The sequence below is a fragment of the Companilactobacillus tucceti DSM 20183 genome (genome assembly GCF_001434665.1).
Lineage (GTDB): Bacteria > Bacillota > Bacilli > Lactobacillales > Lactobacillaceae > Companilactobacillus > Companilactobacillus tucceti.
Genome location: NZ_AZDG01000016.1, coordinates 39,712 through 54,903, shown reverse-complemented (window position 1 = coordinate 54,903; position 15,192 = coordinate 39,712). Strand labels below are relative to the sequence as shown.

Below are 15,192 nucleotides of genomic sequence, written 5' to 3'. Positions count from 1 at the left end.
CTGTCGCAACAACAGGTAATATATTACTAGTTAAGTAACACCTTTGCAAGTACTTTTCTGAAAAAAGTTACATTTTTTTTATTTTCTCTATATCTAGTACCTTATCGATCCAATCACTACTATAGAAGTCCTCTTCGTGAGTAACCAATATCATAGATCCAGGGTAGTTCTTTAGCGCTTTTCTTAATGATGCTTTACTCTCATCATCCAAATGGTTTGTTGGTTCATCCATAAATAGAAAGTTAGTAGGATCAAACATCAAATCAGCAATTTTAACTTTGGTCTGTTCCCCACCAGATAATGATCTAATTGGAGACATGATCTGCTGACTAGTTAATCCAGTTCTAGCTAAAACTTGGCGCACTTCTTTATTATCTTTATCAGGGTGTTCTTCTCCAACGATTTGAAATGGAGTTGCCATCTTATTTTTCCAAACTAAATCCTGCTTGAAATATCCTATTTTTACAACTTCAGAAAATTCGTAGTTACCTTCAATTGGTTTGATTATGTCTAGTAACGTTTTGATCAACGTAGATTTACCGATACCATTAAATCCCTTAATAACCATTTTCTCTCCACTAACAATCGAGAAGTTCAACTTCTGATCAAATAGAGGTTCGTCATAACCTATCTTCAAATCATTAGCTTCTAATACCATTCTTGAACTAGGAATTTCTTGATATGGGAAATTAAAGCTAGCAATTTTCTTATTACCAGGTGGTGTTAGGACATCCATGTGAGCTAATTGTTTCTCACGACTCTTAGCACTTTTTGATCTAGTACCAGCCTTGAACTTTCTAATATATGCCTTAGTTTTAGATATCTTTTCTTGCTGCTTAACGTATGCCTTCATATATGTTTCTTTGTTGGCAGCCTTTTGCTTCATAACTTGTTTTAAAGTTCCGGTATACTTAGTGATTCTGCCAAATTCAATATCAGCTATACAGTTAACTATCTTATCTAAGAAGTTGTAATCATGGGAAATAACAATGAATGCTCCTTCAAAGTTATTCAAATAATCTGATAGCCACTCAATATGGTTAGTGTCTAAATAATTAGTTGGCTCATCTAGTAAAATCATATCCGGTTTTTCTAATAGAATTTTTGCCAAAATAATCTTTGAACGTTGTCCACCACTTAATTTCGAAACATCGTGGTCATAGCCAATAGCGTCCAATCCTAGACCTGTAGCCACTTGCTCTATCTTGGTATCTAGTTCATAAAAATCATTAGCATCTAGTATCTCTTGTAGTTTTCCTGCTTTTTCCAAATCATCTTCATCTGGGTCATTCATATAAATTTCAGTTAACTTATCATTAGCTTCATACAAATCACTAAAAGCTGTTTGAAGGTATTCTTTTATAGACATCCCTTCAACCAATTTTGCCTGCTGATCCAAATAACCAACAGTTAAGTGTTTTTGCCAGGTTATTTTACCTTCGTCTGGTTCGATTTGACCGGTTAAAATTTTGATAAAAGTAGACTTTCCCACTCCATTTTGACCAGTGATTCCCAGATGATCTTCCTTATTTACTTGGAGACTTGCATTGTCGTATAACTTCTTATCCAAGAATTGTTGTGTTAAATCATGTACCTCTAAAACACTCATAAATAAACTCCTTAATTTAAAAACATAACAAAAGGCCGAAACAAATTATGCTTCAGCCTTTTAATTAAAATCCTGATAGTCCGATTTCATCGTCTCTATCTTTATTAGTACCTTCACTACTTGTTGTACTTCTAATCTTAGTTTCATAATTCTGACTTTGGTCGCCAGTATAGTTAAATGAAAAGCCTAAAGATTTATTGTACTTATTCAATTTTGTTTCTTGATTATCTAATGTTGCTGGTGTTAGATCCAATTGCTTTCTTAACTTATCAGACACTCGTTGCAACTCTTTTGTTGGAGCAATCTCATAAGATGATCCATTAATCGTTGAACTAAATCCTTGTACGTGGTCAGAACCGATCTTCTTGGAAGCTCCACGATAGTTAAGGAATATGGATTGCATATCACTAAAACTTAAATTAGTTGTCATTGAATTTGAGATACTATTCAAGACTTTTTGATAGTGAGTAAATGTATTAGCACTTGCAGCACTCTTAATAATAGCAGAGATTACTTGTCTTTGACGTTTTTGTCTACCATAATCCCCTTCAGGATCTTCATATCTCATTCTTGAATAATCCAGAGCTTGTTTACCATTAAGGTGCATTTCACCCTTTTTAAAATGAGATTCCTTTTCATCAGTATCACCATATGAAAAACTGAATGGTACATCAACGTCTACTCCGCCAACACTATTAACGATTTTCTTCAATGAATTAAAATCAACTTTAACGTAGTAATCAATAGGAACATTCAATAACTTCTCAGTTGTCACAACCGCACTTTCTTCATTTCCTATATTATAAGCCGAATTTATCTTTTGAATTTTCTTAGTATTATTGCCAACACCTTTCCAAATTTGAGCCATGGTATCTCTTGGAACTGACACCATAGTGGTCTTATTTGTTTTAGGATTGACTGTTACTACGATCATCGTATCTGAATTACCACGATAATCTACTTCCATATCTCTAACGCCGCCATCAGTCGTATCTACACCCAATAGTAAAATCGAGATGGGTTTTTGATCAGAAATCTTAGCTGAAGCTTGTTTGCCATCTAATGCTTTGTAAGTCTTACCCAAAGATTCTTGAGTTTGAGCATAAATTCTAAATCCATAAGCACCTAATACAAAAAATACTGTCAAAACTACTAAGCCTAGAATTTTTAGGAAGGATTTTTTAGAACTCCCACCATTTCCAGAAGCCAACGCACTATTTCTAGTTAAACGTCGTCTACGCTCCCTAGACATATTATTTTTATTATTCATAAATAAACTCCGTTTAGTATACCCTTGATATTTTCCGTTAAGTTTGGAAAACGGACATATTTGTACAACGTTAATAATATACCCTAAAAATATGAAGAAATTTAGTGTACGTTGAAACAATTATAAAAGTTTAAACGATTCTGTCAAATTCGAATCCAATTAAATTTGAAAATAAAACAAAAAAACATCCCACTAAAGGAATGTTTTCTATAGTACACGATCAAGATTAGGAACCCGATCTGTCTTTTCAGATTTAGATGCTATATCCACTTTACCATCATTCAAAATAAAGGTATCTTCATTTCTACACCTTGGACATTGCATCGTAATTTCATATTTAACAGAGTCGTCTGGATTATTTTCCAGTTCCTTCTTCTTAAGGATCAGCATGGCCGGATGATTGCACTGACTGCACTTAAATAATAAGATTCTACCTTCAGAAACTTTATCTGCTAAGCTCATTATCCTTAACCTCCATTAATATTCCAACTACATAAATGTTAATAGATTGTTTACCTCATGACAACCCATTAATTACTACTATTGACGTTTATTTTAACATCTGGAACATTTCCACCGTAGCTTCTTATTTCATTCATAATATCAATTAATTTCTGTTTCTGGTTTTCTTTATCAGAATCATTATTAGCATAAGCATCTTTAACTTTTTGAAGTTGTGTATTATATTGTGGCATCAAATTATTAACTTTACTCTTACGTTTAGATTCGCGCTCTGATTCTATTTTTTCTTTTTCTTGATTATACTCAGCAATCTTCTTATTATCCTTTGAAGTCTGGAACATAGCTTGACTCATATTGAGAGATTTTTGCAAATCAAGAATCTGGTTATTAAAGTCACTTTTAGCATTTTGACGTTTTACATTTGCATTCAAATAACGAATCTTTTGTAAATCATCCAATTTCTTATTGTACTGTGATTCTTTAATAATCGGCGAATCTTTATATTTTTCAATGGCTTTCTCAACCTTACGTTCACGGGAGTACTCTTCTTTTTTAGTAAGGTGATAAATAATTCGATAGTCTAAGTTAGCCAAACGTTCAGCATTCTTACTCTTTTGTTCTGAATTATATTTTGAAAAATCATTATCGATAATATCTTGTATACTTGGTTCTTTATTTTTATTTTGAACGGACAATTTATCCCCATCGACAATTATTGTACTTGGCTTTTTAAAGTTTTTATTCTTTTCTTTTAGAGTATCAACCAAGTATTCTCCCTCTGCCTTAAATGCTTGCATAGAAAGACCTTCTTCAGCCGCTGTCAAAGTTGAAGGCATATCGTTACCTGTCCAGTTAGCGATAGTAAATTTAGGAGTCATACCAACAAAATACGAATCCTTACTATCATCAGTCGTACCAGTTTTACCAGCAGTATAGTCATAATTATCGAGCTTGGCATTTTTACCAGATCCATCAGTAATAACTGATTGCATAGTATTTAATGTCATGTAACTTGCATCTTTAGTATAGACAGACGTTTTAGGATGCGTATTTTGATAAATATAACGTTCATTTTCATTATCATAAATACTACTCAAATTACTTGGAGATATAAATTTACCTCCTCTTGAAAATGAACTATAGGCGGATGCCATTTCAGTTGTAGTTACACCATTTTTGAATCCACCAATGGCAATAATAGGATTATCATCTTCTGGAGATATTCTAGCGAAATCCATTTTAGACAAATTATTATAGTATAAATGTTTGTTATCATCTAAAGCTAATTTATAAGCAACTGTATTAATTGAATTTGCCAAAGCATCCCTGACGGTAGTCTTCCCCTTATATCCGTTATACCAATTTTTTCTACCTGCAATAGCAGAATCGATTACAGTACTTTGTGGCAAATAACCTCTTTCAAAAGCTGGAGCATATGCTGTAATAGGTTTTGCTGCAGAACCTGGTTGACGATAACCATTGATTGCTCGGTTAACTTGATCTCCTTCAGTTGTTCTACCACCAACAATCGCCAGAACATCCCCAGTTTGGTTGTCTACCACCGTACTTGATACTTGAGGAGCCAATTTCCCATGAACATCTCGCCCTGTATAGGATTTATAAGTATCTGATACGATTTTTTCAATCTTATTTTGAACATCCATATCAATAGTCGTATGAATACTGTATCCACCTTCAACTAATTCACCACGCGCACGATCAAATTCTTGTTGGTAATTTGCATAGTACTGACTCATTTCTTTATCACTATTGAACTTATACTTCATCATGAACCCTGATGATTTCATTAATTCTTCTGCTGCATTGTTTACTGCATAGCTCAATGCATAGTTATTGGAAACATCATTATCAAATTTGTGTTCATTGATTTTTAAGCCTAATGGTCGTTTTCTAGCATTCAAATAGGCGTTATGACTTATCAACTTATTATTATAGAAAATGTACAGTACCATGTTTCTACGCTTAAGTGAGCGTTGCGGATAGTTGACTGGATCATAATACGCTGGATTATTAGGAATACCAACTAGCATTGCTAGTTTATCAATTGATAACTTATTTTGATTTTCCGAAAAATAGTAGTCGGCTGCACTGCTGAACCCATATGAACCATGACCCATGTAAACATCATTAATATAAAATTCTAGAATCTGCTTCTTAGTAAACTTTTTCTCTAATTGTTGAGCGATGACCATCTCTTTTAATTTACGATCAACAGTTTGAGATTGATCTTTTAGAACAACGTTTTTAACTAATTGTTGTGTTAAAGTAGATCCCCCTTCGATCCTACGATGAATTACACGTGCTCCTAGTGAACGAAGAATTGCGTAAACATCAACCCCATGGTGAATATAAAATCTCTGATCTTCTACTTTGACCAATCCTTTTTTAATTTTTGGATTGATATTACTTATTGGCACATAGTCTGAACTTGATTGAGATAATTTTTTTAAAACTTTACCGTTACGATCATATATGACAGTTGAATTTTTTGGACGAAAATCACTCTTAGTTAATCCTTCACTATATGAATAGCCATCAGCAATTGCACTTTTAATATCATATCCATACTTCATCCAAAAAATACCTGATCCACTGGTAATAAGAATAATCAAAATCAATAATACCCATGGCCATTTTCTATGTTTTCTCTTTATTGTATTTCGCTTAACTTCTCGCATAATGACCCCTAATCAGCGTAGAATGTGGTTCCTGATGATATCTTAGATTGTAAACTGGCTAAATCTGAAGAGCTTATTTGTAATCCGTTATTATAGCTACTACCACCTGAATAAATAAAACCAATCGTTGATCCATTACTGAAGTAAATAGATCTATTCAAGCTACTATTATTTTTCATCCAAAAGACTGGAGTAGCTGAATTAAAGTCAGCAGTTGTATTATCCGCATCGGTAATATCATTATTTGATAGAGTACTATCACTGGCATTGTTCAAATACTGACCAAAGCTACTATTACTACTATCAGTAATAATTGCATCATTACTTCCAGCTGAAGTAATAACTTTCTTAATAGAATATTTACCAGAACTTACTCTTGAATTACTTACTGAAATATAACCATCTTCTGCTACATAATTGCCATTAACATTAGTCATTAAAGCCAATTTATTACTACTTGAATCGTAATACAATACGGTCTTTCCAGTTATACCTGCATTACTTAAAGTATCTGAATCATTACTTGATTTGTCCAAAGTACCAATAATATCGACATTAGCTGGTTTATACTTTTCAGTTAATGGAGCATTTCTCAGCTCGTCCAATTGTTCTTTAGCCGCGGTAACTCTAGCACTGGCACCTTTATGATTTGCATAATAATCCGTCATCTTGTTAACTGCTTCTGTCCATTGCTTTTTAATAGTCTTATTCTTGATCAATTTATAATATGCATTGACCATTGAGATCTTCTTTATATCTAGGCTTGCGTTATCATCATTAAACTTATCCCAAGTTTTAGAGATATATCCGTTAGCATCTTGAGTTTGTTCATACCAAACCTGAATCATATCTAATCTATTACGTTGCTTTTGATAGACATCTTGATTTCTTTCTTTAAGTAACTTTTTATCTAACTCATCTATTTGGCCACTAGATACACCATCTTTATAGTTTTTATTGCCATCAAAAAGAGCCGACACAGCATCAGCACGATTCATTCTGGCCTCAATATAATCTTCTAATTCTTGATATCTCTTAATATTGTCTTTAGTAATTACGTACTTTCCACTAGTCTTGATTAATTTTCCAATAAAACTAGCTGAAGAAGAATTAACATCTGTTTTTAAAACTTTATGTGTCTTATCCTGATATTGATTATTTATCTTTGCAGTTACGGCAGCATTAACAACTCCACGTGAAAGCATTACAAAAAAGATAACGGCTGTAAAAATAGCTATTACCTTAGCTCCTAGTAGTAAATACTGCACTGATTTAGAATTTCCCTTTAAATCTTTTTTATCTTTCACGATTTTCCTCAATTAACGCTTCTTTTTGTATATTATATATATTAAAGTACCACAATTATAAAGGGTGAGAAATTTTGAAAAAATTATTTAAAAAACATCTAAAACTATTGATCACTTTACTAATTCTGATCTTAATAATTTTAACTTATGTATTCAATTGGGGAAATATCAAAACTAAGACCGTTAATAAGATATCTTCCCTGACAATTCCTTTTTCATTAGTCGTCAATCCTAAAAATGTCGATAAAGGAATAACACCTAAATCAATCAAACTGAATGATAAGGACTTTGAAGGTGATAAAACTCAAGCTATTAATCTAGTCAATACTATCAATGGCAACTACAAAGCAACCAAAGATTTCAATTTTCTTACGGAAAAACAAGACAAATCTCTCACTGAAAAGATAAAAAAACAGTCACATCAATATATTCACGATGTCACTTTACTTAATTTTGGAAAAGACCGTAAGGGAAAATATTTAACAGTCAGTCTCAACCAATATAATGATACCGACAAAATAACTAGTTATCGTTATCGCCTATATCACAAAAGAAATGAAATATTCTCTGTTAAATATTTAAAAAGTACCTCTAATACATATCCACCGCGTTTCATCATTCCTGATGTTAAGGTTGGAGAAACTGGTATAAATAACTCCAAGAACTTTATGCAGCGTCTGAAAACGGCCATTATTAATTCCAACTTATCTATGAATAACGCTTCAGAACCTGGTAGTTTCAATCAAATAGCAATCAATTTAGGACTTGATCCCGATAAAAGTAATAAAGGGCTTTATAATCTGGCCAAAAATTCTAATTCTAGAGTCACTAATTATGGAATAGTTGGTTACGAAATTTCTGATGTGCCTAGATATTCTAGAGTCTATATTAAACAATTAAGTAAAGATAACCATTTTTACTACACTTTAACTTACAACAGAAATAGCAACAAATTTATTAGATTTCAAAGTGGAATAATTTCAACAAATAACAATAAATAGATGAAAAAAAAGGAGCAGTGACATGGGTCACTGCTCCTTTTTCGATTTCAAATTTTTATAGATTAAACGTGTGACAAAAGACTGTAACCTCTACATAGCTACGATCCGGTGGCAAACCGTCTTTTGTCACACTCTTTTCATTAGGCGTTCCAAACGTCATTAACTTCAATTGTTTGTTCACGGTCAGGACCAACTGATACGGTAGCGTACTCAACACCAAGTTGTTCCTTTAAAAACTCAAGATATGCTTTAGCAGCATCTGGTAATTCACTGATACTCTTAGCACCTGTAATATCTTCAGTCCAGCCATCAAATGTCTTATATACTGGCTTACATTTAGCCAAGATATTTAAATTAGCAGGATATTCGTCAATTATTTTTCCGTTTAAGTCATAACCAGTACATACTTTAATTTCCTTAAGACCAGTTAAAACATCTAAACAATTTAGTGAAAGGTGAGTAACACCAGCTACATTACATGAATGACGTAATACAACTGTATCTAACCAACCAACACGACGAGGACGGTGTGTAACTGTTCCGTATTCATGGCCAGCTTCACGCAAGAAATTCCCAACTTCATTCTCTTGTTCTGTTGGGAATGGACCAGCACCGACACGGGATGTATAAGCTTTTACAACTCCAATAACCTTATCAACCATTGGAGCACCAATACCAGCACCTGTTGTTACACCACCGGCAGGGTTTGATGAAGTTACATATGGGTATGTACCATGATCAATATCAAGCATGATACCTTGTGCACCTTCAAATAAAACGTTCTTTCCATTTTTCAACTCTTTATTCAAATAAGCTGAAGTATCAATAACACGATCTTTTACTTCTTGTCCAAATTGATAATACTTTTCAAACACATCATCAAACTTGATTTCATCAGAATTATAGATTTTTGTAAATAACTCATTTTTTTGTTTCAAGTTTTCTGTAAGTAGATCTTTGAAGATATCTTTATCCAGAATGTCAGCCATTCTGATACCAATACGAGCAACTTTATCCATATAAGCTGGTCCAATACCTCTATTAGTTGTACCAACTTTAGAATCACCTCTTGCTGCTTCTTGAAGTGAATCCAATTTAATATGATAAGGCAAGATCAACTGTGCACGATTAGATATCTTCAAATTTGAAGTATCTACACCTTGATCATGCAAACGATTTAATTCTTCTAAAAGAGATTCTAGATTTAAAACAACACCATTACCAATAACACTAGTCTTATCAGGATAAAGAATTCCTGAAGGAACTGATCTTAATTTGTAAACATTACCATCAATGTTTAGAGTGTGTCCGGCATTATCTCCACCTTGATATCTAGCAATGATATTTGCTTCACCACTAAAATAATCGGTAATCTTTCCTTTACCTTCATCACCCCATTGGGTACCTACTACAACAACTGTTGTCATGTCTATCTCCTCTTAATTGATTGAGTTTTTAAAACAAGCTACAAAAAGACAGGTTTCTACACTTACTATGACTATCTAGAATGATTGGTTCATTCTATTAATCTAATGCTCATACTATCTCTTCTTAGCTTTTTAATTTTCAGGGATATTTGCTATCGAAGAAAACTTATTATAGGACTTTACAAACAATAACTTGGCTGTACCACGCGGACCAGAACGGTTTTTACTAACAATTACTTCTACCTCACCGACATCTTGGTCTTCTTGATCTTGTGGTTCACTGTTATCATCACCATCTTCATCACGATAATAATCATCACGATAAAGGAAAGCTACGATATCAGCATCCTGTTCAATTGAACCAGATTCACGAATATCTGACAACATTGGTCTTTTATCTTGTCTTTGTTCAACTCCACGAGAAAGCTGTGACAGCGCAATTACTGGTACATGTAATTCTTTTGCTAATTTTTTTAGATTACGAGAAATAACAGAAACTTCTTGTTGTCTATTTTCTTGTCCCGTACCTTCGATCAACTGTAAGTAATCAATAATAATCAAATCCAAATTGCCGCTTTCTTTTAAAAGTCGACGACATTTTGATCTGATTTCAGCCATTTTAACACCTGGAGTATCGTCGATATAAACATTAGTTCTAGACAGACTACCCATGGCAACAACCAGACTATTCCATTGATTTTCATCCAATTGACCAGTACGAAGTGAATTAGCATCAATGCTACCTTCAGAACAGATCATACGATTAACCAGTTGTTCAGCTCCCATTTCCAATGAGAAAATAGCAACGGTCGCTTGATCCTTAGTTGCAGCGTTTTGAGCCAAATTCAAAGCAAACGCTGTTTTACCAACACCTGGACGTGCTGCTAAAATTATAAGTTCATCTTTATGCAGACCAGTAGTTAAGTTATCTAGATCTTTATAACCGGTAGATAAACCAGTAACATCAGTATCTTCACTATATAATTTATCAATTTCATTAAATGACGATTTAACAACATCAGAAATTTTTCTAAAGCCTTGATGACTACGATTCTCAGAAACTTCCATGATGTCTTTTTCAGATTGATCAATAATCGTATCTAGGTCCTCTGACTCTTCAAAACTACGAGAGACAATATTTGTACCTGCATTGATCAAACGTCTCAAAACCGCTTTATTTTTAACGATACGGGCATAATAACTTATATTTGCAGCTGTTGGTACAGCATTAGCCAATTCAGCTAAATAACTGACCCCACCAATATCCTCAATTTGATTTAGTCGATCCAATTCATTTTGGACAGTGACTACATCAACTGGTGATTCTTGCTCGTTTAAATTAACCATAGCCTGAAATACTAATTGATTAGCATGTTGATAGAAATCTTCTGCATCAACATATTCCATTGATTCAACTAGTGCATCCTGGCTTAAAAATACCGCACCTAAAACAGCTTGTTCAGCATCCTTGTCATTAGGAGGTATTCTTGTCGTCATTTCATTATTCATTTAAATTACTTCTTTTCAGCAACATGTACTCTAATAGTTGCTTCCACACCCTCAAAAATTTTACTTTTGACATTGATATAACCCAATGATTTAACACCTTCGTTTAATTCCATCTTGTGTTTATCAACTTTGATTCCATATTGCTTTTCTAATTCTTCAGAAATCTTTTTACTTGTAACGGAACCAAACAAACGACCATCAGCACCAGATTTAGCAGAAATTTCAACGACTGTTTTATCATCTTCAATTTCTTGCTTCAATTCTTTCGCCTTAGCTAATTCTTCTTTATAATCCTTAGCTTCTTTGTTTTGTTCGGCCTTTAATTTAGACATATTTTGTTTTGTTGCTTCAATAGCTTTATTGTTTTTAATTAAGAAATTTTGGGCATAACCATCTGCAACGTTTTTTACTTCACCCTTTTTTCCTTTTCCTCTTACATCAGCAGTAAAAATTACTTTCACGATGGATTCCTCCTAGTTTTTATTTTCAATTTCAGACAAGACCTGTACTAATTGATCTTTAGCTTCACCGACGGTTACATCGGATATTTGAGTAGCAGCATCAGATAAGTGACCACCACCACCCAATTTCTCCATAATAACTTGAACATTAATATTACCTAAACTACGAGCAGATATTCCAACTCTATCATCAGGTCGTTTACTAATTACAAATGAAGCTTCGACATTGTTTAATGATAACAGTGTATCAGCCGCCTGGGCAACAATAACTGGATCATACACTCGATCGTTTTCACCAAAGCAAACTGCCATTTGATTTCCAACCATTGTAATAGATTCAATCAAATGATTTCTTTGAATAAATGAATCAATATTCTCTTTTAAGAGATTTTGAATCAATGTCTCATCGGCACCAACAGAACGTAAATAACTAGCAGCATCAAAAGTTCTAGTACCGGTTCTAAGTGAAAATGATTTAGTATCGACCGTGATACCTGCCAACAATGATGTTGCTTCAATCTTTTCAATTGCTTTTTTATTCTTAGGTTGATACTCAAGCATTTCTGTTATCAATTCACTAGTAGATGAAGCGTAAGGTTCAATATAAATCAACATTGGATTTTCTGGGAACTCTTCACCTCGACGATGATGATCGATCACAACCACCTTTTCACTAGCTTTATTGAACAATTCAGGATTAATTGAAATACTTTGCTTAGAGTGATCGACCATAACGATCAAAGTATTTGATGTGATTATATTCATTGACTCTTCTGAAGAAATAATATCATCTTTAATATTAGGATCATCATCGATCATTTGAACTAATCGACTGACATCCGTATGTAAATTCTTCGTATCAATTACGATTTTACATGTAGTATTGTTCATTTGAGCAATTCTTCTGATTCCAAGACATGACCCTAAAACATCCATATCGGGATGATTATGTCCCATTACTAAAACTTGATCACTATCTTTTAGTAATTCCTGTAATGCTTCACTGATCATCCTTGCACGAACGCGTGTTCTCTTTTCCATAGGATCAGTGTTACCACCATAAAAACGAGCTTTTTGGCCAATTTCTTTAACGACTACTTGATCTCCACCTCGTCCCAATGACAAGTTAAGATTTTTTTGAGCTTCATCATTCAAAACATTCAGATCATCAACACCATATGAGAATCCCATACTCAAAGTTAATGGAACATTTTGTTGAGATGTATATTCTCTAATAACATCCAAAATTTTAAATCCTTTTTTCTCCATGTTAAAAATCTTACCTGAATAAGCAACAATGAAGAAATGGTCATCATCGATTCTCTTTAGGAACATTTGTTCACTAGATGCCCAATTCGATAATTCATTTGTAATGTAATTATCCAAATTAGAAACATCTCTATCACTCATAGATTGAGTAATTTCAGCATAATTATCTAAATAAACCTGTCCAATTACAGAACGATTATCTTCATAACGACGTTCAATCTTAGAATAATGAGTTATATCCATAAAGTACATTGTTTGCAGTTCACGCTGAATCTGAACTAAATAGTATTTGTCACCTATTTTGACAGTTTTATGAGATTCATCTTTTTGATTATCACTAACTAATGAAACTAAATCATTAGAAATATCAGATAAACTCATACTAAAGATCGAATCAATTCCAGTCTTTTCAACGAAATAAGGATTTACCCACTGAACCTGATTATCATCATCGTAAAGTAGGATCCCCAAAGGATACTCGACAAAACTATTGTCCGTTCCTCGATCAATACGATACTGTAAATTATTCGTATACTTACCGGCCTTTTCACCTAAAAGCAAGAAGAGGTATACAAAAAGTATCAACGAGATAATTACAAGCACAGCTTGAATATAACCACTTAGTGAACCATGAACTAGGCCAACAATTAAAATTGACACTAACATGACGATTAAAGATAGCGCTGTCAGTTGTGTTGAATAATCTACTCGAGAAAGGAAAAATCGCAGATTAGATTTTATTTTTTCCATATTAGTCCCCTCTTAAACGTACCCTCTAATTTTATCACAGCCTAGATTCACTTTTAATATCTAAATATAATACTTTAGTGATGACTCGATAGGTATTCTAATAAATAAGAGAATAAAAAAAGACCACTTTTCAGTGGTCTTAATTAATTTTCAATTAATCTTCTGCAACGAATGGTAATAGAGCCATGATTCTTGCACGTTTGATAGCAATTGTAAGCTTTCTTTGATTCTTAGCACTTGTACCAGTTACACGTCTTGGCAAAATCTTACCACGTTCTGAGATAAATCTCTTAAGTAATTCTGTATCTTTATAATCGATATATTCGATATGGTTAGCTGCGATGAAGTCAACTTTACGTCTTCTACGTCCGCCTCTTCTTTGTTGAGCCATTTATGTCATTCCCTTCACTTTAGAATGGTAAGTCGTCATCTGATATGTCGATTGGTTTACTGTTGTCAGCAAATGGATCGCCCATATTATTTGAGTTGTTACTGTTATTGTTAGATTGATTGTTAAAGTTATTATTGTTGTTATTTGCTGGAGACTGATTTGATGATTGATTTTGTTGGTTGTAATTAGGAGCTTGATTTGGATTAGAATTACCGTTATTACTTGAATTAGCTCTTCTTTCACTATCAGATCTAGACTCAAGCAATGAGAAGTTTTCTACAACTACCTCAGTTACATAAACTCTTTGACCTTGTTGGTTCTCATAGTTACGTGTTTGTACACGTCCATCAATTCCAACAAGTGATCCTTTATTAGTAAAGTTAGAGAAATTCTCAGCGGCTTTTCTCCAAATAACACAATTAATAAAATCAGCTTCGCGCTCACCTTGAGCATTAGTAAATTGTCTGTTTACAGCGACTGTAAAACTGGCAACTGCTGCACCATTGGCAGTATATCTAAGTTCAGGATCACGTGTCAGGCGTCCCACTAGAACTACTCGATTAATCATATACCTGCCTCCTTAAAATGTTTCACGTGAAACAAAATTAGTCTTCACGTTTGATGATCATGTGACGAAGAATGTTATCTTCGATCTTTGATAGACGATCGAATTCGTTGATTGCTTCATCGTTGTCAGCGTCTACGTTTACAATATGGTAGACACCTTCTTTATAGTTAGCAATTTCATATGCTAAGCGTTTCTTTTCCCAGTCTTTGGAATCGATTACTTTGGCGCCATTATCTGTAAGAATCTTATCGAAACGATCGATTAGAGCCTTCTTTGCGTCTTCTTCAACATCAGGTTTGATGATGTATGTAATTTCGTAATGTGTTTCAGCCATGACTGTACACCTCCTTATGGTCTAATGGTTCTAATTAAAGAACAAGGAGCATAAATTAACTACATTTTATACTCACGATGTTATAGTTTAGCATAATTACCAAACAATTTCTAGATAAATTTTCCAATAAAAAAG

Annotated in this window: 13 protein-coding genes; 1 reads left to right on the top strand and 12 read right to left on the bottom strand. The window is 33.4% G+C overall.

The features are described 5' to 3' along the window. Nucleotides 1-67: 67 nt before the first annotated feature. The 5 genes from FC72_RS07765 to FC72_RS07745 all read right to left on the bottom strand — a co-directional run bounded on the left by FC72_RS07765 (nt 68) and on the right by FC72_RS07745 (nt 7,347). Nucleotides 68-1,609 (bottom strand): ABC-F family ATP-binding cassette domain-containing protein, encoded by a 1,542-nt coding sequence (locus FC72_RS07765; protein ID WP_057766475.1) that lies wholly within the window; start codon nt 1,607-1,609, stop codon nt 68-70. Nucleotides 1,610-1,673: 64 nt separating this feature from the next. Beyond that, the gene (locus FC72_RS07760; protein WP_057766473.1) at nt 1,674-2,879 is read right to left on the bottom strand and encodes an LCP family glycopolymer transferase; all 1,206 of its coding nucleotides are present in this window, start codon (nt 2,877-2,879) and stop codon (nt 1,674-1,676) included. Between the two features lie 207 nt (nt 2,880-3,086). Then, nucleotides 3,087-3,341 (bottom strand): hypothetical protein, encoded by a 255-nt coding sequence (locus FC72_RS07755; RefSeq protein ID WP_057766471.1) that lies wholly within the window; start codon nt 3,339-3,341, stop codon nt 3,087-3,089. Nucleotides 3,342-3,409: 68 nt separating this feature from the next. Next, the gene (locus tag FC72_RS07750; RefSeq protein WP_057766469.1) at nt 3,410-6,040 is read right to left on the bottom strand and encodes a transglycosylase domain-containing protein; all 2,631 of its coding nucleotides are present in this window, start codon (nt 6,038-6,040) and stop codon (nt 3,410-3,412) included. Nucleotides 6,041-6,048: 8 nt separating this feature from the next. After that, complete coding sequence (locus FC72_RS07745) at nt 6,049-7,347, bottom strand: hypothetical protein (protein ID WP_057766467.1); 1,299 nt, start codon at nt 7,345-7,347, stop codon at nt 6,049-6,051. 74 nt (nt 7,348-7,421) lie between these two features. Here FC72_RS07745 and FC72_RS07740 point away from each other — a divergent pair, with 74 nt between their 5' ends. Then, nucleotides 7,422-8,348 carry a hypothetical protein gene (locus FC72_RS07740; protein ID WP_057766465.1) on the top strand — a complete coding sequence of 309 codons (927 nt, stop codon included), beginning with the start codon at nt 7,422-7,424 and terminating at the stop codon, nt 8,346-8,348. A gap of 140 nt (nt 8,349-8,488) precedes the next feature. Here the strand turns inward: FC72_RS07740 and FC72_RS07735 are convergent, their stop codons facing one another. The 7 genes from FC72_RS07735 to rpsF form a co-directional block, all read right to left on the bottom strand. Continuing rightward, nucleotides 8,489-9,775 carry an adenylosuccinate synthase gene (locus FC72_RS07735; protein ID WP_057766463.1) on the bottom strand — a complete coding sequence of 429 codons (1,287 nt, stop codon included), beginning with the start codon at nt 9,773-9,775 and terminating at the stop codon, nt 8,489-8,491. Between the two features lie 132 nt (nt 9,776-9,907). Then, nucleotides 9,908-11,284 (bottom strand): replicative DNA helicase, encoded by a 1,377-nt coding sequence (gene dnaB / locus FC72_RS07730; protein WP_057766461.1) that lies wholly within the window; start codon nt 11,282-11,284, stop codon nt 9,908-9,910. Between the two features lie 5 nt (nt 11,285-11,289). Beyond that, nucleotides 11,290-11,745, bottom strand: a complete 456-nt coding sequence (gene rplI / locus FC72_RS07725; RefSeq protein ID WP_057766459.1) for a 50S ribosomal protein L9 — start codon at nt 11,743-11,745, stop codon at nt 11,290-11,292. A gap of 12 nt (nt 11,746-11,757) precedes the next feature. After that, entirely contained in the window at nt 11,758-13,764 is a 2,007-nt protein-coding gene (locus tag FC72_RS07720; protein WP_057766457.1) for a DHH family phosphoesterase, read from the bottom strand. Between the two features lie 154 nt (nt 13,765-13,918). After that, nucleotides 13,919-14,155 carry a 30S ribosomal protein S18 gene (gene rpsR / locus FC72_RS07715; RefSeq protein ID WP_057766455.1) on the bottom strand — a complete coding sequence of 79 codons (237 nt, stop codon included), beginning with the start codon at nt 14,153-14,155 and terminating at the stop codon, nt 13,919-13,921. Between the two features lie 19 nt (nt 14,156-14,174). Further along, nucleotides 14,175-14,723, bottom strand: coding sequence for a single-stranded DNA-binding protein (gene ssb / locus FC72_RS07710; RefSeq protein ID WP_057766451.1), 549 nt, complete (start codon nt 14,721-14,723; stop codon nt 14,175-14,177). A gap of 37 nt (nt 14,724-14,760) precedes the next feature. Further along, nucleotides 14,761-15,057, bottom strand: coding sequence for a 30S ribosomal protein S6 (gene rpsF, locus FC72_RS07705; protein WP_057766449.1), 297 nt, complete (start codon nt 15,055-15,057; stop codon nt 14,761-14,763). Nucleotides 15,058-15,192: the final 135 nt, after the last annotated feature.